At 40.8% G+C, this 24453-nt stretch carries 23 protein-coding genes; 10 read left to right on the top strand and 13 right to left on the bottom strand.

Annotated features, from left to right (window positions below; translation table 11 throughout):
• Positions 1-2 precede the first annotated feature (2 nt).
• On the top strand, positions 3-629 hold the full coding sequence (locus C3Y93_RS00395; protein ID WP_104851770.1) for a cytochrome b/b6 domain-containing protein: 627 nt from the start codon (positions 3-5) through the stop codon (positions 627-629).
• A 30-nt stretch (positions 630-659) separates the two neighbouring features.
• On the opposite strand, the gene C3Y93_RS00400 is transcribed toward C3Y93_RS00395, so the two are convergent.
• From C3Y93_RS00400 to C3Y93_RS00420, 5 genes are all read right to left on the bottom strand, one after another.
• The gene (locus tag C3Y93_RS00400; protein WP_004971662.1) at positions 660-1280 is read right to left on the bottom strand and encodes a DUF2238 domain-containing protein; all 621 of its coding nucleotides are present in this window, start codon (positions 1278-1280) and stop codon (positions 660-662) included.
• 91 nt (positions 1281-1371) lie between these two features.
• On the bottom strand, positions 1372-2760 hold the full coding sequence (gene purB, locus C3Y93_RS00405) for an adenylosuccinate lyase (RefSeq protein ID WP_004971661.1): 1389 nt from the start codon (positions 2758-2760) through the stop codon (positions 1372-1374).
• 55 nt (positions 2761-2815) lie between these two features.
• Positions 2816-3547, bottom strand: coding sequence for a high frequency lysogenization protein HflD (gene hflD, locus C3Y93_RS00410; protein WP_004971659.1), 732 nt, complete (start codon positions 3545-3547; stop codon positions 2816-2818).
• A gap of 12 nt (positions 3548-3559) precedes the next feature.
• Positions 3560-4693, bottom strand: a complete 1134-nt coding sequence (gene mnmA / locus C3Y93_RS00415; protein WP_104851771.1) for a tRNA 2-thiouridine(34) synthase MnmA — start codon at positions 4691-4693, stop codon at positions 3560-3562.
• Positions 4694-4697: 4 nt separating this feature from the next.
• Positions 4698-5183 carry an NUDIX hydrolase gene (locus C3Y93_RS00420; RefSeq protein WP_104851772.1) on the bottom strand — a complete coding sequence of 162 codons (486 nt, stop codon included), beginning with the start codon at positions 5181-5183 and terminating at the stop codon, positions 4698-4700.
• Positions 5184-5316: 133 nt separating this feature from the next.
• Between C3Y93_RS00420 and C3Y93_RS00425 the strand changes: the two genes are divergently transcribed.
• Complete coding sequence (locus C3Y93_RS00425) at positions 5317-5523, top strand: DNA-binding protein (RefSeq protein ID WP_104851773.1); 207 nt, start codon at positions 5317-5319, stop codon at positions 5521-5523.
• Between the two features lie 42 nt (positions 5524-5565).
• Here the strand turns inward: C3Y93_RS00425 and C3Y93_RS00430 are convergent, their stop codons facing one another.
• From C3Y93_RS00430 to C3Y93_RS00445, 4 genes are all read right to left on the bottom strand, one after another.
• Positions 5566-6096, bottom strand: a complete 531-nt coding sequence (locus C3Y93_RS00430) for a gamma carbonic anhydrase family protein (RefSeq protein WP_004971648.1) — start codon at positions 6094-6096, stop codon at positions 5566-5568.
• 106 nt (positions 6097-6202) lie between these two features.
• A complete protein-coding gene (gene dacC / locus C3Y93_RS00435) occupies positions 6203-7351 on the bottom strand; it encodes a D-alanyl-D-alanine carboxypeptidase PBP5/6 (protein ID WP_004971646.1) in 1149 nt (382 codons plus the stop codon).
• A gap of 117 nt (positions 7352-7468) precedes the next feature.
• On the bottom strand, positions 7469-7861 hold the full coding sequence (locus tag C3Y93_RS00440) for an MCR_0457 family protein (RefSeq protein WP_004971644.1): 393 nt from the start codon (positions 7859-7861) through the stop codon (positions 7469-7471).
• A gap of 317 nt (positions 7862-8178) precedes the next feature.
• Positions 8179-8550, bottom strand: coding sequence for an MCR_0457 family protein (locus tag C3Y93_RS00445; RefSeq protein ID WP_026438310.1), 372 nt, complete (start codon positions 8548-8550; stop codon positions 8179-8181).
• Between the two features lie 211 nt (positions 8551-8761).
• Here C3Y93_RS00445 and surE point away from each other — a divergent pair, with 211 nt between their 5' ends.
• The 3 genes from surE (at position 8762) to C3Y93_RS00460 (ending at position 11487) form a co-directional block, all read left to right on the top strand.
• Entirely contained in the window at positions 8762-9538 is a 777-nt protein-coding gene (gene surE, locus C3Y93_RS00450; protein ID WP_096901077.1) for a 5'/3'-nucleotidase SurE, read from the top strand.
• A 106-nt stretch (positions 9539-9644) separates the two neighbouring features.
• On the top strand, positions 9645-10463 hold the full coding sequence (locus tag C3Y93_RS00455; protein ID WP_104851774.1) for a peptidoglycan DD-metalloendopeptidase family protein: 819 nt from the start codon (positions 9645-9647) through the stop codon (positions 10461-10463).
• Positions 10464-10557: 94 nt separating this feature from the next.
• A complete protein-coding gene (locus C3Y93_RS00460; RefSeq protein ID WP_104851775.1) occupies positions 10558-11487 on the top strand; it encodes a LysR family transcriptional regulator in 930 nt (309 codons plus the stop codon).
• Between the two features lie 82 nt (positions 11488-11569).
• On the opposite strand, the gene C3Y93_RS00465 is transcribed toward C3Y93_RS00460, so the two are convergent.
• Positions 11570-12781, bottom strand: a complete 1212-nt coding sequence (locus C3Y93_RS00465) for an aspartate aminotransferase family protein (protein WP_104851776.1) — start codon at positions 12779-12781, stop codon at positions 11570-11572.
• Positions 12782-12942: 161 nt separating this feature from the next.
• On the opposite strand from C3Y93_RS00465, the gene grxD reads away from it, so the two are divergent.
• On the top strand, positions 12943-13284 hold the full coding sequence (gene grxD / locus C3Y93_RS00470; protein WP_019837647.1) for a Grx4 family monothiol glutaredoxin: 342 nt from the start codon (positions 12943-12945) through the stop codon (positions 13282-13284).
• Positions 13285-13407: 123 nt separating this feature from the next.
• Here grxD and C3Y93_RS00475 read toward each other — a convergent pair whose 3' ends face one another.
• Positions 13408-16101, bottom strand: coding sequence for a Lon protease family protein (locus C3Y93_RS00475; protein ID WP_004971630.1), 2694 nt, complete (start codon positions 16099-16101; stop codon positions 13408-13410).
• A 194-nt stretch (positions 16102-16295) separates the two neighbouring features.
• Between C3Y93_RS00475 and C3Y93_RS00480 the strand changes: the two genes are divergently transcribed.
• From C3Y93_RS00480 to rpmE, 4 genes are all read left to right on the top strand, one after another.
• Positions 16296-18494: an AmpG family muropeptide MFS transporter gene (locus tag C3Y93_RS00480; RefSeq protein WP_096901072.1), complete on the top strand. Its 2199-nt coding sequence runs from the start codon at positions 16296-16298 to the stop codon at positions 18492-18494.
• A 1-nt stretch (position 18495) separates the two neighbouring features.
• Positions 18496-18897, top strand: a complete 402-nt coding sequence (gene gloA / locus C3Y93_RS00485) for a lactoylglutathione lyase (protein WP_213064880.1) — start codon at positions 18496-18498, stop codon at positions 18895-18897.
• A 190-nt stretch (positions 18898-19087) separates the two neighbouring features.
• Positions 19088-20086, top strand: coding sequence for a bile acid:sodium symporter family protein (locus tag C3Y93_RS00490; protein ID WP_171062555.1), 999 nt, complete (start codon positions 19088-19090; stop codon positions 20084-20086).
• 203 nt (positions 20087-20289) lie between these two features.
• Complete coding sequence (gene rpmE / locus C3Y93_RS00495) at positions 20290-20514, top strand: 50S ribosomal protein L31 (RefSeq protein ID WP_004971624.1); 225 nt, start codon at positions 20290-20292, stop codon at positions 20512-20514.
• A gap of 86 nt (positions 20515-20600) precedes the next feature.
• On the opposite strand, the gene C3Y93_RS00500 is transcribed toward rpmE, so the two are convergent.
• Complete coding sequence (locus C3Y93_RS00500) at positions 20601-22724, bottom strand: EAL domain-containing protein (protein WP_104851778.1); 2124 nt, start codon at positions 22722-22724, stop codon at positions 20601-20603.
• A complete protein-coding gene (locus C3Y93_RS00505) occupies positions 22706-24451 on the bottom strand; it encodes a hypothetical protein (RefSeq protein WP_004971620.1) in 1746 nt (581 codons plus the stop codon). Before C3Y93_RS00505 ends, C3Y93_RS00500 begins: the two co-directional genes overlap by 19 nt.
• Between the last annotated feature and the right edge of the window lie 2 nt (positions 24452-24453).

The raw sequence follows: 24453 nt of genomic DNA on the forward strand, positions 1-24453 counted from the left end.
ATATGCAAACAAATATTGTACCCGCGAAGCAATCAACATCTACAGATTTAATGATTCGCTTTTTGCATGTGGTGATGCAGCTAAGTTTTACAGGGGCTTATTTAACAGGTGATGCGGAAGAATGGCATCAGTTACATATGGCTTTTGGCTATACGTTGGGGATTAGTTTAGCTTTACGAATTTTGTGGCAGGTGTTGAGTATGTTGAACAGCACACAGCCAACAGGAATTTCTAAACGTTTAGGCATGATTCAACAATTTGTAAAACGCTATTGGAAACAGCCTCAGCAGTTTTTTTCATTGCAGTTTTTAAAGTCAAGTAGTTCTAGTGAATTTCAATTCAGTATTTTGTTGATTTGGTTGGCATTGCCTTTAACTGTGTTGGTTGGATTTTTCACCGATTATACCCAAAGTCATACTTTAAAAGAGCTACATGAATTTGCAGCAAATTTATTCTTAGCTGCGGTATTGGTGCATTTAGCGAGCTTAACTTTAAGCAGCGTATTGTTTAAAAAATGGCTTGCCAAAACCATGTTTTGGGGTTCAGGTAAACCTGCAGTATTAACGGTGTTGATCTGGATGATTTCAGTCGCAAGTTTAGCTGGCTTCTGGTGGTGGTATTGGCAATAAATTTGGATTTAGTACGAAAGAGGCATCCTGTTAGGGTTTCTTGATCAAGTAGAAGCATCCCATCAGCATTGCTCCTATCGTTGCTAAAAGCATATCCATGTGTGCATCCCAAATATCACCTTGCTGACCATTATAATTTTCAGCATCTTCTGGCGATAAGCCAAGCGCAATGAGCCATTCCACCCATTCATAAATTAAACTGCTTGCCATGATAAATTGAATGACCAAAAGATATAAAACGATAGGTTTGTTTTTTGGAAACCAGACTTCAAACAAGCGCAATAAAACAGGATAGAGCAAAATACCATAAGCCAAATGCACAAAACGGTCATACATATTGCGTGACCAACCCATGCTCTGATCTAAATTGAAGCCAAAGCTGTGCAAAATCCAATCATTATAGGGCACATAAGAATACAGATAATGTGCTCCGACAATATGAATCAGTAAAAATATTAAATACAGCACAAAGCTAGAAAAACTCAGTCCTACTTTTTTAAACGCAATCAATAAAGCCGCGAGCATAAAAACTGTGCCTGCCTGATGCAGTAGATACGATTCAAATTCCAGTGGTTGAATACTGGCAGCAAGCATGGCGAGTATAACCAAGCCTAAAGCACAGTAATGTTGAATGCGGAATTGATTTTGCATGTGATGTTTAAGTTGGAAGATTTGTTTTATTCTAATAAAAATGCGAAGCCGAAGCTTCGCATTTTTGTATTGTGATGAATGCTTTTACAAATTAGATTTTAGCAATTAAATCTTGAATTTGTTTTGCTTGTTCAGCTGCATTACCTGTGTAAGTTGCAGGCGTCATTGTCGCTAAACGTGCGCGATCTGCTGCAGGAACGCCTTCCAACTCATTACCATTCACGAAATCTAGCATCATGTCACGTGTCATAGCTTGACCACGTGTAAGAGCTTTTAATTTTTCGTATGGTTTTTCGATGTTATAACGACGCATCACAGTTTGAATTGGCTCAGCCAATACTTCTTGAGCATTGTCTAAATCTTCAAGAATACGTTGTGCGTTCAATTCAAGTTTGCCAATACCTTTAGAGCAAGCTTCAAATGCGATCAAGCTTTGTGCAAAACCAACACCCATATTACGCAATACAGTCGAGTCAGTTAAGTCACGTTGCCAGCGAGAGATTGGTAATTTTTCGCCTAAGTGAGCCAAGACTGCATTGGCGATACCCAAGTTACCTTCAGAGTTTTCAAAGTCAATTGGGTTTACTTTGTGCGGCATGGTTGAAGAACCAACTTCACCTTCTTTCAGTTTTTGCTTGAAGAAACCAAGTGAGATGTAGCCCCAAACGTCACGGTTGAAGTCGATTAGAATGGTGTTGAAACGACGTAGCGCATCAAACAATTCTGCCATATAGTCGTGTGGCTCAATTTGAGTCGTGTATGGGTTAAAGCTTAAACCTAAAGATTCTACAAATGCTTGAGAATGTGCAGGCCAGTTGATTTCTGGGTATGCAGAAAGGTGAGCGTTGTAGTTACCTACTGCACCATTGATTTTGCCCAAAAGCTCAACTTGCTTGAACTGTTTGATTTGACGTGCAAGACGATATGCCACGTTTGCCATTTCTTTACCCAAAGTTGTTGGGCTTGCAGTTTGGCCGTGAGTACGTGACAACATTGGTTGATCTGCGTGTTTTTCTGCCAATGCAACAATCGAATCAATGATTTGCTGCATCGCTGCAACCAATACTTCACGACCATTTTTAAGCATTAAAGCATGTGACAAGTTGTTGATGTCTTCTGAAGTACAAGCAAAGTGAATGAACTCACCTGCATTTTTTAACTCATCAATGTTGGCAATTTTTTCTTTTAAGAAATATTCAACTGCTTTTACGTCATGGTTGGTGGTGCGTTCAATTTCTTTAATGCGGTTGGCATCATCTTCAGAGAAATCTGCAACAATTGCATCTAATGCAGCATTCGTTGCAGCACTGAAAGCAGGTACTTCGGTAATTTCAGGACGATTGGCAAGCGCTTGTAACCAACGCACTTCAACAGTCACACGAGCATGGATTAAACCAAACTCAGAGAGGAAAGGGCGGAGTGCATCACATTTGCTTGCATAGCGCCCATCTAATGGAGAAAGTGCGGTTAAAGCGTTCATATCGATTCCTTAAACTTTGGAATTAAACCTAAAACAAAAGCGTGTTCAGCATGGTTTAAACCACCTGATACTGTAAACGCGCCAGATCTTGAATATCACGTAATAATTTACGTTTGCTAAATACCATGCCCCATGAACTGCCACCAAGTTGACGCCAAAGGTGTGCCATTTGTAAGCCTGTAAAAAGCGAAGCTCGAATTCGGTTGGTATGTGCAGAATCCTTAAATGCTTCTGCATTGCCACGTACCATAATGCGCGGGTTAATTTGTCCCGCAGTATCGACATAGGTTTGGGCTAAATTGGCAATAATACTGGGATGCAAATAGTTATGATCAAAAAATGAAAGTTGTTTTAAGATTTTTTGCTGTGACTGCTCAATAATTTCGACGTATTTAGGATTGCTATACACTTTCTTTTCTAATTGTAAGAGTGCCATCGCATACGACATGGGTAGTTTGGTATTGGATAGTTTAGGTAAACGCGATTTAGGAGCAGTATTAAAAGGTTGGTTAATGCTGCTTTCTAGCGTTTTTAAACCCAAAGAAATATCGGCCAAATGATTAAAAAAATCCAAAGTTTGCGAACTGTGATTGCTACTTGGACGGATATTTAAACTGGCTTTAATTAATTGCTCAAAATAAAAGTTACCGCTTTCACCAATACTTTGTCGACCTGTGAGTGCAGTCATGTGCGTGAGCTGGGTGGCTTGAAACACACCCGCTAACGCCAAGGCACGATTTTGGCGAACATTCAGAGTTGGTGACTGTTGAAACGGTAACTCTGTCATCCAAAACAATCCTTAAATAAAATCGGGTTTAGGTGCATTGGTATGGTGAATCACACCACCGCCTAAACACATTTCGCCTGAATAGAATACGACACTTTGACCAGGAGTGACTGCACGTTGTGGTTCATCAAATTCCACACGTACACCGCCAGGCATGCTGTCATCATTGAAAATTACACAGTCCTGATCATCTTGGCGATAGCGAGTGCGACAAGTACAACGGAAGCCTGACGCTGGAATTTCTTGTTCACCTGCCACCCAATCAATTGCTTCGCTCCATAAAATAGTGCTTTGCATGAGTGGATGTTCATGACCTTGACCAATCACTAAACGATTGTTTTCAATATCTTTATGCAGGACAAACCATGCACCTTCAGCAACACCTTTTAAGCCGCCAATACCAATCCCGCCACGCTGACCGAGCGTATAGTACATTAAGCCGTGATGTTCACCAACCTCTTTGCCATCGTCTAAAACAATTTTTCCAGCTTGAGCAGGCAAATATTGTTTTAAGAAATCATTAAAGCGACGTTCACCAATAAAGCAAATCCCTGTCGAGTCTTTTTTCTTGGCAGTGACTAAATCTAGTTCTTCGGCAATTTTTCGGACTTGCGGCTTTTCAATTTCGCCCACAGGGAACAAGGTTTTATTGATTTCACGACCATGCACTGCATGTAAGAAATAGGTCTGATCTTTATTTTTATCTAAACCACGTAACAGTGGAGCGTAGGCTTCACCTTTGGAGTTGTACTGCGTTTCACCACGACGAGCGTAGTGGCCTGTAGCAATAAAATCTGCACCTAAATTCATGGCGTGATCTAAAAAAGCACGGAACTTAATTTCTTTATTACATAAAATATCTGGGTTTGGCGTGCGTCCTGCGGCATATTCGGCAAGAAAATGCTCAAAAACTCGATCCCAATATTCCATCGCAAAGTTGGCTGTATGCAATTTAATGCCTAGCTTGTCGCACACCGCTTGCGCATCGGCAAGATCTTCCATTGCGGTGCAATATTCGGTGCCGTCATCTTCTTCCCAGTTTTTCATGAAAAGCCCTTCAACTTGATAACCTTGTTGAAGTAGAAGTGCAGCAGAAACAGATGAATCTACACCACCTGACATACCGACGATGACACGTTGTTGCATAGGATTAGGCATCCAAACTAGAAATAAGGGGAGAATTTTGGTGCTCGTAAATGAGCGATAAAGGATAAGATTGACCACTGAGCGCATCTTGAACCGCTTTCAGTACCAACGGACTTCGGGCACGTGCCGATTCAGCCAGTTCATCTACAGACATCCACACAGTACCGATAATATCGGGATCGAGCTGGGCTTGCGCATCATGTTGCAGCGATTCGGCTAGAAAGCAGAAGCGATAATAGGTGCGGTCAGGAAACATAGGCGGAGTATAGCTATAAATACCGAGTAAGGCATTAATTTTCACCCGATGCCCAGTTTCTTCCATGGTTTCACGTATTGCTGCTTCAATTAAGCTTTCGCCAGCTTCAACATGCCCTGCAGGCTGATTAAACACGCTATGCGTCACACCTTCTGTATGTTCTTCAACAAACAGGAATTTTCCGTTTTTTTCGATAACGGTGGCGACAGTAACGTGAGCAGTCCAAGCGGTCATTGAAAAGCACCATGGGGTAAAACGCATATTCTACAAAATTTAGGGGGATGTGGCTATGTTGAAAGGGGATTTCTTTAAAACTGTAAATGTAGGTTTGTGTAGTTGTGGGAAGATGTGAGGGGTACTTTGTTCTTTGATTCATTTGGTGATGCTGGATGTGATCTCATTTGCGCTAGGTGTTGTTGCCAAAGTCAAAGCTATTGCACAAATAGAAAAAGAGGCAGATATTGACCGTAAAGCTTTGTATAAAACTCTAAGTCAAGATTCAGCCTCTCGATTTGATAAGATTAATCATGTCATTCATACACTGAGTTTAAAATTAACGGTGCAGAACGTGTAATCCCTCAAATTACAACTATCAAAAAGAACTTTGAGGGGGGGATTATTGATAATTCCCCGCCACTTTTACATAGTGCCGTGCAGAATAAGGCAAAAACTCTTTTTCCTTGTCGGTTAAAGGACGAACTTTTTGCACAGGGCTACCCACGTACAAATAGCCACTTTCCAAACGCTTACGCGGTGGCACTAAAGACCCTGCGCCAATCATTACATCATCTTCAATAATGACATCATCCAAAACAATTGTGTTGATGCCCAATAACACCCGATTGCCAATGGTGCAGCCGTGCAAGGTCACACCATGTCCAACCGTGACATCTTCGCCAATAATCAGCGGTGAACCTTCAGGTTTGTCGGCTTTTTTATGGCTGACATGCAGCATGGCATGATCTTGTACATTGGAATTTTGACCAATCCGAATATGGTTGACATCCCCACGAATCACAGCAAATGGCCAAACCGATACATTTGCGGCCAAATGCACATCACCAATCACCACCGACAATTCATCTACATAGCAGCTAGCGTCAATTTTTGGGGTTTGCTCTAAATAAGCACGCACATTTTTTTTCATGATGGACAAATCTTTAGCTTATAAATTTAGGATTAAACACAGTATAAAATAAAAAAGCACACATGCGGGCATGTGTGCTTTGCGCTTTAGTCTAAGCTTATGAATCTTAGAATAAGTTGCTAAAGAATTGTTTGATATGGTCTAGCATACGTGCAAAGAAACCCGCTTCTTCCACTTCCTGCAACGCCACCAATGGTTTTTCAGCAATCACTTTACCATCTAAGGTTGCGACATATTTACCAATCACCTGACCTTTTTTCAAAGGAGCAGTCAATTTAGGTTGAACCACCAATTGAGTTTTAATTTGGTTGGCTTTGCCTTTTGGCATGGTCACGTTAAAGTTTTCTGGTAAACCAATTTGTGCTTCTTTGCTTTTACCGTACCATACTTTGGCTTTGGCCAAGACTTGGTTGGCAGGCTGTACACGTACAGTTTCGTAGTTTGCATAACCCCAAGCTAACAATTCACGAGTTTGAGTTGCACGAGCTTGCATGGTTGGCGCACCAAAAATCACCGAAATTAAACGCATTGGGCCACGTTTAGATGAAGTGGTTAAGCAGTAACCCGCTTCGTTGGTATGACCTGTTTTTAAACCATCCACGCTTGGGTCGGTATATAACAGGGCATTACGGTTGCCTTGTTTAATTCCATTAAAAGAAAACTCTTTTTCAGAATAAATTGGGTAGTATTTTGAGCTGTCATGGATGATGTGCTGCGCTAAAGTCGCCATATCTTTTGCGGTAGAAAAGTGACCTTCAGCAGGCATACCCGTAGAGTTCATAAACTGGGTATTGCTCATGCCAATACGTTTGGCTTCTTCATTCATCATGTGAACGAATGTGCCTTCATTACCTGCAATGTGCTCTGCCATGGCTTTAGATGCATCGTTGCCCGATTGCACGATAATTCCGCGTAGCATTTCAAGTACGGTTGCTGTGCCATTTAAAGGAACATACATACATGATTCTGTGCTGCTGCCACGACACCATGCAGACTCATTCATGCGGACTTGTTCATCTTCCGTGAGTTCGCCTTTTAATAACTTTTGTTCAATGATGAAACTAGTCATCATTTTGGTCATTGAGGCAGGGGCGAGTTTTTCGTTTTCATTTTTTGAAGCTAAAATTTGTCCCGTCTCATAATCCATCAAAACGTATGATTTGTTATTGAGTTCTGGTGGTGTAGCTAAGACAGTTGCTGCATAAGAAAAGCTTGGTAATAGTAATAATGCAGCAAGGGCGCTTTTTGGGGTCATTCTAAGAGGTTCCAATACTTGAGGTATGCACAAAAGAGCTAGCATTTTAGGGCAAAGCTCAGCCGACTTCTATGGGAGAAATCGGCTTATTGATAAAAGTATTGTAACCAAATTGTATTATCTGCTATATGCTGTCAATTCTTGGCAAATTGCTTGGTTTTTGGCTGTTCCAGCAGCTTTGGCATCGGCACGGGCTTCTTTTAAAATTGGCTGGAAGCTTTTTTGTTTGCTGAGTTTACTTAAGGCAGTAACAGCGTCTTTTTCTTTAGGCATATATTCTTGGGCAAGTTTTGTATAACCCTGATGAAATTGATCTTGTTCTTTGACTAGTGAAGGGCAAACTTCAGATAACACATAAATAGCGGCTAATTCTTGCTGAGTCACTTGTTGTAATGGCGTCACTTCAATATTTTCTTCTTGCGCAATTGCGGCTTGACTTAAACCCAAACTGAGCGCAACTGCGCCAAAAAAATGAACTGCACGTGAATTTTTTAAGCCAGAAAATTGCATATCAAGTACCTTAAATATTGTTTGAACTGAATCTACCGATTCATTTAAGTGCTTATAAGATGAATCATTTATTTGCGAATTGAAAGAGTGAAAATGTATTAAAGCTGTGTGATCTGAGCGCAAATCATGTATAAAAAGTGAAGATTAAAGTCTGAAATTTGAAAATCAGTGGCTTGATATAAAGCGTAAAATAATAGTGGAAAAATACCAGATATAAAAACTAAGCATAAAATTTAAGGCAAACTTTGAAAGTTTGCCTTAAAGGGTGAGTATGCAAAATTATTTACAGGCTCAAAATAGTATTTAAATCATGTGATTTAAAGTGCTAATTCTAAAGCTTCCTGACACACTACTTTTTGCTCTTCTTTGGCTGTATCTTTTGCTGCTTCACGCGCTTCAGCTAAAACGGATTGATATTCTGCGTCGGCTTGTAGTTTGGCAAGCGTCATGTTCGATTCTGAATAATCTTGTAGATAAGTTTGAATCAGTGCTTGAATATTGGCATCTAATTTTGCATTTTTTCCAATCAGTGCAGGGCACATTTCAGTCATGACTTGTGCCGCTGCAACATCTTCTTTCACAATCGTATTGGCTTCTGCTGCAGTCAAATCTTCTGCAATTACAGACTGCGTTAATACAGCAGCAAAACCTAGACCCAATAAACGACGAAATGACAAAGCTAAAATCATGAGAATCACATATATTTTTGGATGGATGTTAAGCGCTAAATATATATAATCTTTTGTATATTTCAATGAAATGTGCTGATCAGTCATTTTGTTGTCGTGTGCTTATTAAATGTGCTTAGGCATGAATCAGGCACAAACAAGTTTAAGATTGAACCGACGTTGCTATATTTTAGTATATAACCTTTATATTTGTTTTATCTGAGATTTTTCTGTGAATATTTTGATAGCCAATGATGATGGCGTGTTTGCACCTGGTATCCAAGCTTTGGCGAAAGCCTTAAAACCTTTGGGTCGCGTGGTGATTGTTGCACCCGAAAGTGAACGCAGTGGTTTTTCGAGTGCGCTGACTTTAGACCGACCATTACGTCCTGTGCAAATTGCTGAAGATGTCTGGGCAGTGAATGGTACACCTGCAGACTGTGTCTATTTGTCGATGAATGGATTGTTCGATTTCGAATTTGATTTGGTGGTCAGCGGCATTAACAGCGGTGCAAATCTAGGGGATGATGTACTGTACTCAGGCACAGTCGGTGCGGCATTTGAAGGACGTTTGATGAAACAGCCTGCGATTGCGGTATCACTTGCAGGGCATAATGTACGTGCTTATCAGCATCCGCAAGATTATATGCAGGCAGCGCAGTGGGTACATGACTTTATTGCTCAAGGTTTACCAAGTTTACCTGCACGACATATTTTTAATGTGAATATTCCAGATGTGCCAGTGTTGCAGGGCACAAAAATTACCTATCAAGGACAGCGTACCCAATCTAAGCCAATTACTAGTCAGGTCGATCCACGAGGGCGTCAAGTGTATTGGATTGGTTTGTCGGGCGAGGCAGTGGCTGCACCGAAAAAAGGCTTAACTGAAATTGAGTCTGATTTTTTTGCGGTAGCAAATGGCTATGTCAGCGTGACACCAATTCAGATGGATGCCACCAATTATGACGTTTTGCAATCATTGCACAGTCAATTTTCCCAAATTGGCTAACTAATGTTATAACTTTGTGAAAAAGTAGCTTGTAAGCCTCATTACAAGGACTTTTTTGCTACTCTTAGCGCAATAGAAAATATTTAGAATTTGTAGAGAGGAAAGAATGCCTGTGGTGTTTCAGTATCGTTTATTTAGCACACCAACAGCATTGTTGAAAACCTTAGTGTTATCAAGTGCTGTTGTGGCTACCGTCGTGTTGAGTGGTTGTGCCTCTAAACCTCAAGTGAATAATTCTGCACGTTATGCAACAGCGCCGAATTTTTATACTGTACGTTCAGGTGATACTTTAAGTGGTATCGCTGCACGTTATGGTTTGAGCTATCTCAGCATTGCAGAAATGAATGATATTGCACCGCCGTATCGTATTTATGTCGGGCAGTCGATTCGTTTGAAAGCGGGCAATGCACCACGTACAACAAGCACTCGCCCTGTAACGCAGGCTGCACCAATTCAACGTCAAACAGTCACTTTACCAACGACACCTGCACCGGTAACATCGACTACAACCACGACCACTAGCTCAACAACACCAAGTACACCGGTGCGTAGCAGCACATTGCGCTGGGTGAAACCATCTCAAGGTGCTGTGATTGCACAGTTTAATTTGGCAAGTAATATCAAAGGAATTCGTTACGGTGGCAATGTAGGTGACCCAATTTATGCCGCAGCAGATGGGCAGGTGGTTTATGCTGCAGATGGCTTAAAAGAATATGGAAACTTGATTTTAATCAAGCATATTGATGGTTATATCACCGCCTATGCACATAACAGTAAGATGAATGTGAGCAGTGGTCAAAACGTAACAGCGGGTCAAAAAATTGCAGAAATGGGCTCTTCGGGTGCTACACGTACCATGTTGGAGTTTCAGGTACGCCTAGATGGTAAGCCAATCAATCCGACTAATGTTTTACCAATAAATTAAATTTTGCAAATACAAAACATAAATTTCACCGTATAATACAATAGGTTGCTTTTATCGAAAGATAAGAGCACCTGTATAATTTCCGAGGGAATTTATGTTAGATCAACTTCGAGCAATGGGTGTATTTGCTTGTGTTGTTGAAAAAAGCTCGTTTAGCGGTGCAGCGCGTGATCTAGGGATCACCACAAGTGCCGTCAGTCAACAAATCCGTTCATTAGAACAAGAAATGGAAGTCACACTTCTGCATCGTTCTACTAGAAAACTGAGTTTGACTGAAGCAGGACAAGCTTTTTTCCACAGCTGTCAAGAAATGCTCGCCGCTGCTGAGCGCGGAAAAATCCGCATTAATGAATTAAGAGATGATCTGGTCGGTGATTTACGAATTGCCACCACTCCTGAGTTAGGTGCGAATCATGTGATTCCTGCTCTTTCACATTGGATGTCGGCCCATCGTGGTTTATCTATCCATCTAGAAACCGACAATCAATACATTGACCTGATTGATGGTCGCATTGATATTGCGCTGCGTATGAGTCCAAAAATTGAAGATCAAAACCAGCATGTGATTCCAATTGCCCATATTGACCAAGTTTTAGTCGCATCACCTAGTTATTTAAATCAAACCGCGCCCATTTCACGTCCTGAAGATTTAAAACATCACGAGTTAATTCCATTAACCATTATGAAGAATTTTCAGCAACTCAATTTTAAGCATATCAGCACTGCTGAAAATGTGGATGTAGAGTTGGGCTCGCGTCTATCGACCAATAATGTGTTGGTGTCTAAATCTTTGTGTATGCAAGGGCATGGGCTTGCGCGAATTTTGCATTTGGATATTCAAAAAGATTTGCTTAATGGCAGTTTGGTTGAAATTTTGCCTGAGTGGAAATTACCCGCATTTACCTTGTATGCAATCATTTCCAAACATGAGCAACAACCGATGAAAGTACATCGTTGTTTGGAAGCCTTAAAACAATATTTTTCTCAATTGCCGGGTGGGCGAGTGTTTCAAGAAGCATCTTAATTGAATGTTGATAATATACTGATCGACCATTTAGTTAGCAAAAAGCCGCAGTTCAAACTGCGGCTTTTTGTTAGGGATTTATTTAACCCAAGAACTTTTTAATCATTGCTACAAGGCGTTCAATCAGTTGATCTGCCTGGGCTTGAGTAATATTTAATGTTGGCAATAAACGCACTACAGAACCTGCAGTTACGTTAATAATCATTTTGTATTCATCGCGGGCAATATCGACCAACTCTGCACATGGTTTTGGTAATTCAATACCAATCATCAAGCCAAAACCACGCACGCTTACATTTTGGTCTGCGAGTTGTTGACGCAATTGTTCCACAATGTAGCCACCCATTTTTGCTGCATTTTCTACCAAGTTTTCTTTCTGGATGGTGTCAATAACAGTGTAAACCACGCGTGAACCTAACGCAGTACCACTGTAGGTTGAGCCATGATTACCAGCAGTAAGAACGCCCACACCACGACCTTGAGTCATGACTGCACCAATTGGGAAGCCATTGCCCAAACCTTTCGCTGTAGTCAATACATCAGGCACAATATTGGTGTGCTGATAAGCAAAGAATTTACCTGTACGACCATTTCCTGTTTGTACTTCATCCAGCATCATCAGCCAGTTGTGTTGATTACAAATACGGCGGATGTCTTCTAGGTAGCTAAAGCCTTGTGGTGCAGTATTCACACCGCCTTCACCCTGAATCGGCTCGACTAAAATAGCCACAATATCAGGATGCTGAGTCGCAGCTTCTTCAATGGCTTCGACATCACCAAAAGGCACACGAATAAAGCCTTCAACCAAAGGTGCAAAACCTTCCTGAACTTTTTTATTGCCAGTTGCAGACAGGGTAGCCAAAGTACGACCGTGGAAAGAGTGATCTGCAACAATAATTTTAGGATTGGCAACGCCTTGCATATGACCAAACTTACGTGCAATTTTAATTGCGCCTTCGTTAGATTCTGCACCACTGTTTGAAAAAAACACTTCTTCCATGCCAGCAACTTGCGCCAATTTTTGTGCAGCAGCAGTCTGCCAAGGCACTTCAAACAAGTTACTGGTGTGAATTAAGGTAGCCGCCTGATCTGCAATGGCTTCGGTAATTGCAGGGTGTGCGTGACCTAAACCACATACGGCAATGCCTGTAAGTGCATCTAAATATTCTGTGCCATCTTCAGTATAAAGATAAGAACCTCGACCGCGGACAAAGCTGATCGGCTGACGGCCAAATACAGGCATCAAATGTGATGGTTGATCAGTTTGCACAGGAGCAAGGGTAATGTTATTCATGACTAACTCTTATCTGTTAGGTTGGAGGGAAAAACTTATATAAGCAAAATCTACTGCAGATGAAAAGCCTAATTGTAAATAAAATTGGATTTATTGCTTTAGACGTACTGTTTTGCTCGGTTTTGGGTATAATGCCACACAGATGAGTTGAGGATTTACCAATGACTGAACAAGTACGCGATACCGAAGCGTTAATTCGTGAACAAATTGCTAAACATGCTGTTCTTCTTTACATGAAAGGCACACCACAATTTCCACAATGCGGTTTTTCTGCGCGCGCAGTAGAAGCACTCAGTCAAATTGGTCGTCCTTTTGCTTATGTGAATATTTTAGAAAATCAGGATATTCGTACCACTTTGCCAAAAATTGCCAACTGGCCAACTTTCCCACAATTGTGGATTAACGGTGAGTTGATTGGTGGTAGCGATATTATGTTGGATATGTTCCAGAAAGGTGAGTTAAAGCCTTTAGTTGAGCAATACAGCCCAGCACCTGAAGCTTAAAGTATTGGACTTGGGTCACACTAGACCAAAGTCATCCATACAAAAAAGTTGATATAAAAAAAGCGCCTTGGCGCTTTTTTTATATCTGGAATTCACTTGAATAGCTGATTTGAATCACTGCACTTAGTTTACCGTAGTACTTTCAGTTGCAAGTTCAGCAGTTTCAGCCGACTCAGCAGTGACTTCATCAGAAGTTGCCGCATCAGATGGTTCAGCCGATTTCTGTTTTTTCTTGGCTTTTTGCGCTTTGTCCTTTTTCTCTGGGTCTTTTTTGTCCTTTTCTTTCTTGGACTTTTTCTTTTTCTTTGGCTCTTCTTCAATTTCAGCACCATCTTCAATGGCTTGCCAATACTCAAGTTGTTCCATCACTGCAGCGTAAATTGAACCTTTACTGTAACGTCCTTTTTTAGTGAGTTTACCCACAGGACGCGCCATTAAAATTTCTAAGGCTTGGTCAATGGTATCAATGGCGTGAATGTGGAACTGACCTTGTTCTACCGCTTCAATCACATCTTTACGCAACATAAGGTGCTGCATATTTTGACGCGGAATAATCACGCCTTGCTTGCCAGTTAAACCTTGCAGTTTGCAGGCATCAAAGAAACCTTCAATTTTTGCATTCACTCCACCAATTGGCTGTACTTGACCAAGTTGGTTCATGGAGCCTGTAATGGCCCAAGATTGGTCAATAGGTAGTTGGCTGATTGCAGAAATCAAAGCAGAAAGCTCTGCCACTGTTGCACTGTCACCATCAACCTGACCATAGCTTTGTTCAAAGGCGAGGGCAGCAGAAAAGTGCAAGATTTGTTCACGACCAAAATGCGCTTTTAAGAAACTGGCCATTAACAACACGCCTTTGGCATGTAATGACCCGCCAAGCTCTACACTGCGTTCAATGTCTAAAATGTCGCCACCGCCTTGGTAGACCGAAGCAGTTAAGCGAGAAGGTAATCCAAATTCGACATCGGCATAGTGAATCACCGACAAGGCATTAATTTGTCCTAAGCGGTGCCCACGTGTTTCGATTAACTGCGTACCACGCGATAAGTCCTGCCAATAGAGTTCACGCAAATAGCCTAAGCGGTATTTACGATGATCGAGCGCCGTATTGATATGCTGTTCGGAAACAGTTTTATCGCCCGCCTGTGCCGCATGGTGATGTGACTCGCGAATTAGATCACCCAAGGTGAGGGCATGTAATGACAAAGAGCTTTGGTCTTCTGCCTGACGGCTTGAGTCGGTCAGCAATGCAGCTAAAGCAGAACGATCAAATGGCAATAATTTGTCAGATTGCACATAATCGGCAATCAGTTGCATATAAGCCTGCTCGTTTTCGTCATTACGTTGTAATGTATCAGTAAAGTCGGCACGGATTTTAAAGACACTGCCTAGTTCAGGTTCTAGCTCTAAAATTTCATAATAAATTTCAGGCTCTGCCAGTAAAATAACTTTAATATTCAGTGGAATGGCTTGAGGCTCAATGGAAATGCTGCCTGTTAAAGTCAGCATGTGCTCTAAAGAAGACAGTTTTAATTGCCCTGATTTTAAAGCACGTTTTAGCCCTTGCCATGCATAAGGCTGCTCGAGCAATTGCTCTGCTTCGAGCATTAGAAAACCGCCGTTAGCTTTGTGTAAGCTACCTGCGCGAATTAAAGTAAAGTCTGTGGTAATGGTGCCGTTTTGCGTGAGTTGTTCCACATGCCCCAATAAATTGTAATGGGTTGGAAAATCTTCAAAAATAACAGGTACACCGCTGTTGGGTTTGTGCGTCACAATAATATTGGCTTGGTAGCGCGCAGGAATACGGCTAAAGGTGCCAGGACGGAAATCATCTTCTTCCTGTTCTAAAACAAACTCGACATTATTAATAATATCTTCGGCATAGTATTGTAAATATTCAGTCAAACCTTCGACACTAGGATATTTATTTTGAATAATATCAATGCGTGGCATTACCACTTGTTTGGCAATATCACGGTTCAGGTCTTGTACTTTGTCACGTGCGTCATCTTCTAAATCGCCTAAATGCAAACCCAAACGCTCCAGTTTTTTATTCATATAACGAATATTGGACGCAATTTCTGCACGGGTTTTGCTGTCCAAGGCGTTAATATCTTCCTTAGACATTTCCTGCATTTTGTCATTTTTCAGATGCACGGGTACAAAGCAATGTTCATCTTCCTGCGCAATCAGTTTTAAATCGAGTTCTTCACCTTCACTGGTCAGCTCAATTAAGGCTTGTTGCTGTTCATCACCCGCTTGCTGACGAATCATTTCAATGCGGTTGTGATAGGTTTCTGCGGTAAAGCGACGTTCGAGTTGCTTTAAAATAGTTTGCCAAGTTTGATGTAACAAACTTTGAAATTTAGGCGCTTGACCTGCAGGCAGTTGCAAGGCAATCGGTTGGCGCGGGTGTTTGAAATTATTGACATAAACCCAGTCATTCGGTGTGGGCATGCTCTTGGCATGTTGCTGCAGCAAACGCTTGACCATGGTACGTTTGCCCAATCCCGCCGTACCCACTGCAAAAATATTGTAGCCAGAATATGGCAGGGAAATACCTGCTTCCACCGAAGCGCGTGCCCGATCTTGTCCTAAAAAATTATTCAGCGGTTTAATGCGTCGGGTCGAAGCGGGAATGTTATCGTAATTTGGAATATGGGTTAGTTGTGTTGCTTTGAGTCGTGTATTTTCTAAAGTCGTTTGTATTTCGCTTTGTTCAAAGGCAGAGCTGAGAAGCGGTTGTTGTTCATCTTGCGCTGCTGTTGTTGTGTTGGTTGTCATTGATGGGGTGATTTGATCAAGTCTTTGGGTCACTGTAGAAATCCAAAACGAAATATTGCAGTTAGAAGTTTAAAGGTATACAGGTTTAAGCGGAAAATTCAAGCTAAGCCGTAATTTTTACTACAAAATGACAAGGCTGTTGTGGATAATTTCATAAATACTGTTGAAACAGAAGCTATTCCGCGATTGAATAACAACAATTTGACTTGATAGAAAATAATAATCGAATGACCACACAACAGACTGGGCAAACTTCAGCACAAAATACAGGGTGGAAAGCTGCATTTACGGCATTTTTAGACCGTCGTGCGCTGATTATGCTGTTTTTGGGCTTCTCTGCAGGTATTCCAATTTTACTGATTTTTTCCAGTCTATCTTTGTGGTTGGGCGAAGCAGGCATTGACAAAAGTGCGGTCACTTTCTTTAGTTGGGCTGCTCTAGGTTATTCCTTTAAATTTGTTTGGGCACCATTGATTGATGAATTACCCGTACCCTATTTAACCAAAAAACTAGGGCGACGTCGGGCATGGCTGCTCATTGCTCAATGTTTAATAGTCTGTGCAATTGCAGTCATGGCATTTTCTGACCCAGCTTTGGGGCAGGCACATTTATATCAAATGGCATTGGGTGCAGTATTACTAGGCTTTTCTGCAGCCACGCAAGACATTGTGATTGATGCTTACCGTATCGAATTGGCTGAAACTCAAATGCAAACCGTGTTGGCATCGACTTATAACGCGGGCTATCGCATTGGGATGATTGTTGCAGGGGCAGGTGCTTTATTTTTGGCTGCATCTTTAGGTACTGCTAAAGGCAACTATATTTATAGTGCATGGAAAATTACTTATTTGGCGATGGCTGCGGTGATGCTGATTGGCATTATCACGACTTTGGTGATTCGTGAACCGCAAGTGAATCGGGTCAGCAAACATTATCAACGACGCGACTATTTTCGTCTGGTTACGGTGTTTTTTGTTGCGGTATTCAGTTTTGTATTGTGCTACGTCTTTTCGGGTAATTTTACCGAAGCCTTAAAACAACAATTCCAACTCAAAGATGCATTTTTATTATTTTCTATAGAAGCTTTACGTTTTATTGCATCGGGTGCGGCTGCTGTAGGCATGGGCACAATTTTGGTCAAATTGGGCGCAGTCAATAAACAGATGGCATTTGAAACATGGGTGCATCCTGTTGCAGATTTCTTTAAACGCTACGGCATGAAACTGGCACTGGTGTTATTACTCTTGATTGGTTTTTATCGAGTTTCAGACATTATTGCAGGTGTAATTTCCAATGTGTTCTATCAGGATTTGAACTTTAGCAAAGAACAAATTGCCGAAGCGGTTAAGGTTTATGGGGTCATTTTCAGTTTAGTGGGTGGCTTCTTGGGCGGTTTACTGGCACAGCGTATGAACATTATGAAATTAATGTTTGTTGGCGCGGTGTTGGCATCATCCACCAATCTTATTTTTATTGGTCTGGTGAAGTCAGGACAGCAACTGAGCGATGTGCAAGTTTCTGTGGGGCAGCAACAATATCAAACCCAGGCCGATGAAGTTGGATATTGGAAAGTGGCTGTGCCTAGTCAGGTTTTAGCAACACAGGATGAAATTCAGGTACGTGCGCAATACCAAACGGGCGATACGCCGTCACGTTTAGTGTCGATGCCGTATTTGCACCAAACTGAGATTGAAACTGCACAACTCCAGTTTTTACCACTGACTTCGGATAATCGTATTAGCGAAAATGAAGCCAGCAACAGTATTGTCGTACGTGGGCAATATGCAGGGCCTGCCTTAACCGAACAGCAAAAAATTGTACTGCAGCTAGATGGTCAAAATTTTGATGCAAAACTAGATGCACAAGGAATTTTTACGGCAGCGATTGCAGGGCAGCTTTTGGCAGACTCACCAAGTAAACAACTGCAAGCTGTATTATTAAATGGACAGCAAACTGTACAACAACACAGCCAAACCTATCAGGTCGATTTAAACACACATGAAGGCAATGCTTTGGATGTAGATATACAACCTTTGCCGATCGTTCAATCATCTTCAAACAATATGGTTGAAATTCAGGGCAAGGTGATTAAGCCATATAGCACAGCATGGTTATATTTTGCGATTATTGTCGATAACTTGGCTTCAGGTTTAGCGGGCGCGGCTTTTATCGCATTTTTATCCAGTTTAACCAGTGTGTCATTTACTGCTGTGCAATATGCAATTTTTAGCTCACTCATGACCTTGACTCCTAAGATTTTAGGTGGTTATTCAGGTACTATAGTGACCAATATTGGTTATCCAAACTTTTTCCTCATGACCACATTAATTGGAATCCCTATTTTAATTTTAGTGGTGTGGGTGGCGAAATTGTTACGTGACCATCAACACATACAAGCAAAACCGATTGAACAAAAGGATGAATGACATGCGCATGCTGCATACCATGTTACGTGTAGGTAATTTAGAGCAATCATTAAAATTTTATACAGAAGTTTTAGGCATGACTTTGCTGCGTAAGCGTGATTATGAAGAAGGTCGTTTTACCCTTGCTTTTGTAGGCTATGGCGATGAAGAAAATCACACCGTTTTAGAGTTGACGCATAACTGGGATACAGACAGCTATGATTTGGGCAATGGCTATGGTCATATCGCAATTGCGGTAGAAGATGCCTACAAAGCATGTGAAGAAATTAAAGCGCGTGGTGGCAATGTGGTACGTGAAGCAGGGCCAATGAAAGGTGGCGTGACTGTCATTGCTTTTGTTGAAGACCCAGATGGTTATAAAGTTGAATTGATTCAGCAAGATCAGAACGCACGTAATAACTAAGTCTTCATCAGTGAAGCAGTAAAAACCAAACCTTTATGGCGCAATAAACTGAATGTTGTTCAGTATTCATTTTGAAAATATTGAACATCACCTGAAAATGCTCGCTTTTTGAATATTGCTCAGTAATATACCTTTATCGAAAGGTAAAAATTGCTGGGCTTTTTTGCAACAGTAAAAGAATATACAGGATGTGTTTATGTTGAAGTTATTGGCATTGGATCGCTTTACCATTCTTTTGTTTGTGATGGTCATCCTCGCCAGTGTCGTGCCTGTGTCAGGGCAAGCAGCCGAAGTTTTTAGTGTGATTACGACAGTTGCCATTGCAATCTTATTCTTTTTGCATGGGGCGAAATTATCACGTGAAGCTGTCATTCAGGGCATGATGCATTGGAAATTGCATGCGTTGGTATTTACTTTTACCTTTGCGTTATTCCCAATTTTAGGTTTGCTGGCAAAGCCAATTCTAGTGCCAATGCTCGGGCAGGAGCTGTATTGGGGCTTTTTGTTCATGTGCTTTTTGCCTTCAACCGTGCAATCTTCAATTGCCTTTACGTCAGTGGCAAAAGGCAATGTTGCCAGCGCAGTCTGCAGTGCGTCATTCTCTAATTTAATTGGGATGTTTATTACCCCAGTTTTAGTAGGCATCTTTATTTTAGGGCAGTCTGAACACGGTTTTGACCCGACAAATTCGATTATTCAAATTACTTTATTGTTATTGGTGCCATTTATTTTGGGGCAGTTATTACGTCCTTATGTTTTTCCTCAGATGTTGAAATTACCAAAGCTGGTCAAGGTATTTGATCAGGGTTCGATTTTGATGGTGGTTTATGGTGCATTTAGTGGGGCAGTGGTAGCAGGATTGTGGCATCAAGTTAGTGGTATGACTTTATTGCTGTTGATTATTGCTTGTTCCGTGTTATTGACCCTTGTGATGTGGTTGGCGTGGGTTGTGCCGCAATGGTTGGGTTTTGCACGTGAAGACCAAATTGCCGCATTTTTTTGTAGCTCCAAAAAAACCTTAGCCAGTGGTGTACCGATGGCGCAAATTTTATTTATTGGGCAGCCGTTGGGGATGATTGTTTTACCGATCATGATTTTCCATCAAATTCAGTTGATGGTGTGCGGTGTGATAGCCAATTATCTCGAAAAGCAGCCCGATTCGACTGAACCTCAGGAATTAAATTCCTAAGAATAATTAGCTTTAAAATATTTTATTCCGTATAATATTGCCCAACTTGTTGTGCTTAGCTCTGACGGTATCCGTCTCGGTGGGCCAAAAGAATGGTCTGTTGTGGTGTTGGTCTGCTTTTAAAGCATGTCCTCATTTTTTTAATGAGAGTGACCAATTGCGATGACAGCTTAAGCCTTCTTAAATCTTAGGAGTAATCGACGATGCGCGCCGATATTCACCCAAAATATGAAAAATTAGTTGCAACTTGTTCTTGCGGTAACGTAATCGAAACTCGTTCAGCAGTTGGTAAAGAAACTCTTTATCTTGACGTATGTTCTGCATGCCACCCGTTCTACACTGGTAAGCAAAAGAACGTTGACACTGGCGGTCGTATCGACAAGTTCAAACAACGTTTTGCTGGTATGTCACGTTCTATCAAACGTTAATATCCAGTACGAAAAAAACGGGCAATTGCCCGTTTTTTTGTGCCTTAAATTTTAGGGTCTACAAATAGACCCTAATGCACAAGACCTTATTGGTCTTGCACATCAATTAAATGATCGAGTTTTTTCTGGAAATAATCACCCTGAATAAAGCGCGCATCGACATTCCACGCATTCGCAAACAGGTTCATATCATTTAAGTCACGCAATAGCACTTCTACAGGTTTAATTTCACTATAAATGCTCAATTGTTCCTGTAATTCTTGCGTTGAGTTATCAGCAGCCAGTTTTTCAGTCAGTGCACTGTGCAAGGTCAAGTAGTGAATATCGACTTGTTTCAAGATAGATTCACTATAAATCGAATGACCAAAATCACGCAGAGAAATTTCAGCGCCGTGCTGACGTAATAAACTGATTTGTTTCTGCGCATCACCTAAGTTTTGGCTGATGTCTTCTTCAGAGAATTGCAAAATTAATGGATGGCTGAGGCGGCTACCAATAATCGTTATCAGTTTAGACACAAACTCAGGGAAGCTGCGGTCTTGTAATAAAACAAATTTGTTTAAATTGATAATCAGCTTCGCTTCAGGATATTGGGTGATGAAGTTGTGCAATTGTTTACAAGCTTCGACCAAAATCCAACGATCCAGTTTAATGGATAATTCTGGGTCTTCAGCCAAATCTATTAAGCCTGTCAGTGATTTCCATTCACTATTGAAAATAAAGCCACTAGTTACTTCATAGGTATATAAATTGGTGTCTTGCTTATCATAAAGTTGTTGATACTTCAGATGAATTTCACCACGATCAAGACTTTGACGTATCGCTGCAATAATCGCAGATTCACTATACGATTGTGGTACAGCTGCAGCAGATTCAATTACATTTAAGTTAGATTCACCAAAGGACAAGTCTAAGGTTAAACCTGAGTTATGTTGTTCTTGCTGTTGTGGTAATGCGTTGGCAAAACCTTGGCTAATCAGTTGCTCAAAACTGCTTTCATTTTGAATGTCTGGAGTGAATGGCACATAACCAATACGCAAATTAAGTGGGTAAGTATGTTGATCTACCGTAAGTAATTGCGGTTTCGTGAGTGAATTTAAGCCAATCAGTTTCGATTCTAAAATTGCAGGCGATTCTGCTTGGAACAAACCAACCACTAAACCATTACTCACATTAAATAATGGTACATTGGTCTGTTCTTTTAAAAAATTTTGAATGTTGGTAAAGTAATTTTTTGTGGTTTGCCAGTCGGCTTGGAAAATTGATTCAGGACAGTTCGCCAAAGAAAACACCACCAAAGCATTGGCACTAGAAGGCTGTTTGGCTAAAGTGCGATTTACCAATTGGTATGTGCTTGGTTTTGCCGCTGCTTTGTCTGCTGTCGTTTGAGCAGGGACAGTATTTTGCGCCGTATTTTCAATATCTATGGTGATTTGTATGGCGTCGTCAGCTGCTCCAACAAATTCAATTTTGAGCGGGTTTTGTTTTGCCAGAAGCGGGTTTTGGCTATGAATATCAAAACGGCCGTGTTCAAATTGTCCTTGACTGACTTTCTTAAAGCGGAATTTAAAATCTGTAATATCTTGCGGTTGCAATAAATCCAATAATGGCAAGCCAATAAGGTCATCTTCACTTTTTAAACCAAATAGCTGTAAATATTCAGCATTGGCTTGTGCATGAATTCCTTCCTGAATAATGGCTACTGCTTTGCTACTGTCTTCGACCAACGCCTGAGCTTGTGATTGTGCATTTTCCAGTTCAGTCATAAGTTGTTCTTGTGACTGCTGTAAGCGACTAAAAGACAGTGCGCGAATTAAGCCAAAATAGAAGCGTTCGGGGTAATCTAAATTGATAATGTCATAGATGCCTTTGCGCACATAACTGGTGTATTGCGTGGCATCGTAATCGTCTGGTTTGAGCAAAAGTAGCGGTAAATTTGGTTGCTGTGATGCACGAATTAAAGTGAGTGCCTGATCGACTTTTAGGTCATAAGCACGACCAAAGATCACCAAATCCCAAGTTAAATGTAATTGTTTTTCAAAGTTTTTAATGTCATCTAATAGATAAGCCTGAACACGGTGCTCATTTGCAGTGAGTTGTTCACAAATTTGATTAAAACGTATTTGGTTGTCATCGATTATGAGTAAACGTGTTTCGGTACGTTTGAGCTTTTTAGACAATAATGGATTTCTCACTTTAATGCTTCCCATAAATCGTGATTTTTAACTTCATTCACTTGTTTCTGAATAAAACCATCAAGTAAAGGCTGTTGTTGGTCATTCAACAACTCAAAATCAAAGCGCATAAAGCTTTGGGTAATCAATAACGGCTTAATTAAGAACACTTTTAGTTCTTCTTCACCTAAACGTAGCTGTACGGTTTGTTTGTCACGTAATAATTGCAGACTTGGCAAAATCAATGAGGTATTGACTTCATTGACCTGCGTACTTTGTACCAATAATGCTGGATGATAATGTCCTGTATGCCGATCTGTTTTAACAAAAACAGCACAAGGGTAAATATCTTGGGTTAAAATTTCCAAGCCAAGTTCTAAGCTTTTTTCAGCAGATTGTTTAATCCAGCGAATGACACCACCACGCCACGGACTTTGGCTATTTTCCTGAACCAGAATAAATTCACCTGTTTTAAGGTTTTTCGGTGTTTCACCCGTCCATTTAATACGATAGCCATTGACACTAATATCTAAAACATCGGCATTGTAAATTTGTTTGGCTTCACGGTCTAAGGTTTTAACAGCGCTAATATCTACCGTAGAGTTGGTATGCATGGCATTGATAAACTGGCTTTCATTCTGGAATTGGTAGTTATCGCCCAAAGCCAGCGTTTCATTGAAGTTTTTACCATTAGACAGATAAAAATGTGCCACAGTCAAACCAAAGCAAATTTTAATCCGTGCCGAATATTCATAACGCTCATGCACACGTTCTGCTGTATTGGTCAAAATATTGTGCAAATGGAAATGCAAAGCAGGGGTTAAGAATAGCTTTTCATTACGTGATAAATGTTCACCTTTACGACCTTGAACTTCATTTAAATGATCGAGTAGGGGTTGAGTTGCAATAAAAATATTGGCATGAAAACCTTGGCTTTGGTGCGTATTGTAAATAGGTGGATGATCTTTGCTTGCATCGACCACATAACGTGAAAGCGTCGTTTCTTTGGGTAAAACTTGAATCAGTTTTGCCCAATCAAAGCTACAGAGATATAAGCCTTGAATTTCTGCAGGTCGAATTTGATGGGTATTGAAAATTTCCAATAAAATCAGCTGTGCATAGGCTTGAGCAATATTAATCAGTTGATGTTGTGTGCCTTGTAACTGATTAATATTATTTAAATAATAATGTTGTTGAATGGCTGTATCTAAAAGTTGGTGTGCAATTAACCACTGATTTGGCAAGGCGTGGCTATAAAGCATGTGTTGTTGATAGCGCAGTAGAGCTAATTGTTGTAAAGCATAATAGCTAGATAGAACTCGTGCAGTTTGTAAGTTCTTTTTTAAATTAAAGGCAAATAAAGAAAATTTTTGTTGGGTGAGTTGTTGGTGGCTACGTCGGGAAATATTAATATAGACTTTGGCGAAATGACTGCGTAATAACAGCGCGAGTTCAATAATATGATCGTTGCGGTCATTACTAATCAAAGCCTGGTTGAAAAAATGCTTTTCCAGACTGGTAAGCACATTTTCAAGTGTCGGATGAATAGCTTGAATTAAGTCAAAACGTAATGTTTCCTGACATTTCAGTTCTGAAATTTCTAAAAGTGCATTAAATAGAGCTTGGGAAGAATCACCCAATTGTAAAATGGATAAATCCGCTGCCCATGCCTGAATGCTTTTAACCGTATTTTGACAAAAACTCAATTGCTCCAGCTTTAGTTCGCTGGGAACTAGAAAAAGATCTGAAGTATTCATATTCATGA

The sequence above is a fragment of the Acinetobacter sp. SWBY1 genome (genome assembly GCF_002946595.1).
Taxonomy (GTDB): Bacteria; Pseudomonadota; Gammaproteobacteria; order Pseudomonadales; family Moraxellaceae; genus Acinetobacter; species Acinetobacter towneri.

Bases quoted from the DNA above. Each gene is read 5' to 3' on its own strand.
- C3Y93_RS00395 (WP_104851770.1), top strand. From the start codon at position 3: ATGCAAACAAATATTGTACCCGCGAAGCAATCAACATCTACAGATTTA.
- C3Y93_RS00400 (WP_004971662.1), bottom strand. From the start codon at position 1,280: ATGCAAAATCAATTCCGCATTCAACATTACTGTGCTTTAGGCTTGGTT.
- purB (WP_004971661.1), bottom strand. From the start codon at position 2,760: ATGAACGCTTTAACCGCACTTTCTCCATTAGATGGGCGCTATGCAAGC.
- hflD (WP_004971659.1), bottom strand. From the start codon at position 3,547: ATGACAGAGTTACCGTTTCAACAGTCACCAACTCTGAATGTTCGCCAA.
- mnmA (WP_104851771.1), bottom strand. From the start codon at position 4,693: ATGCAACAACGTGTCATCGTCGGTATGTCAGGTGGTGTAGATTCATCT.
- C3Y93_RS00420 (WP_104851772.1), bottom strand. From the start codon at position 5,183: ATGACCGCTTGGACTGCTCACGTTACTGTCGCCACCGTTATCGAAAAA.
- C3Y93_RS00430 (WP_004971648.1), bottom strand. From the start codon at position 6,096: ATGAAAAAAAATGTGCGTGCTTATTTAGAGCAAACCCCAAAAATTGAC.
- dacC (WP_004971646.1), bottom strand. From the start codon at position 7,351: ATGACCCCAAAAAGCGCCCTTGCTGCATTATTACTATTACCAAGCTTT.
- C3Y93_RS00440 (WP_004971644.1), bottom strand. From the start codon at position 7,861: ATGCAATTTTCTGGCTTAAAAAATTCACGTGCAGTTCATTTTTTTGGC.
- C3Y93_RS00445 (WP_026438310.1), bottom strand. From the start codon at position 8,550: ATGATTTTAGCTTTGTCATTTCGTCGTTTATTGGGTCTAGGTTTTGCT.
- C3Y93_RS00455 (WP_104851774.1), top strand. From the start codon at position 9,645: ATGCCTGTGGTGTTTCAGTATCGTTTATTTAGCACACCAACAGCATTG.
- C3Y93_RS00460 (WP_104851775.1), top strand. From the start codon at position 10,558: ATGTTAGATCAACTTCGAGCAATGGGTGTATTTGCTTGTGTTGTTGAA.
- C3Y93_RS00465 (WP_104851776.1), bottom strand. From the start codon at position 12,781: ATGAATAACATTACCCTTGCTCCTGTGCAAACTGATCAACCATCACAT.
- grxD (WP_019837647.1), top strand. From the start codon at position 12,943: ATGACTGAACAAGTACGCGATACCGAAGCGTTAATTCGTGAACAAATT.
- C3Y93_RS00480 (WP_096901072.1), top strand. From the start codon at position 16,296: ATGACCACACAACAGACTGGGCAAACTTCAGCACAAAATACAGGGTGG.
- gloA (WP_213064880.1), top strand. From the start codon at position 18,496: ATGCGCATGCTGCATACCATGTTACGTGTAGGTAATTTAGAGCAATCA.
- rpmE (WP_004971624.1), top strand. From the start codon at position 20,290: ATGCGCGCCGATATTCACCCAAAATATGAAAAATTAGTTGCAACTTGT.
- C3Y93_RS00500 (WP_104851778.1), bottom strand. From the start codon at position 22,724: ATGGGAAGCATTAAAGTGAGAAATCCATTATTGTCTAAAAAGCTCAAA.
- C3Y93_RS00505 (WP_004971620.1), bottom strand. From the start codon at position 24,451: ATGAATATGAATACTTCAGATCTTTTTCTAGTTCCCAGCGAACTAAAG.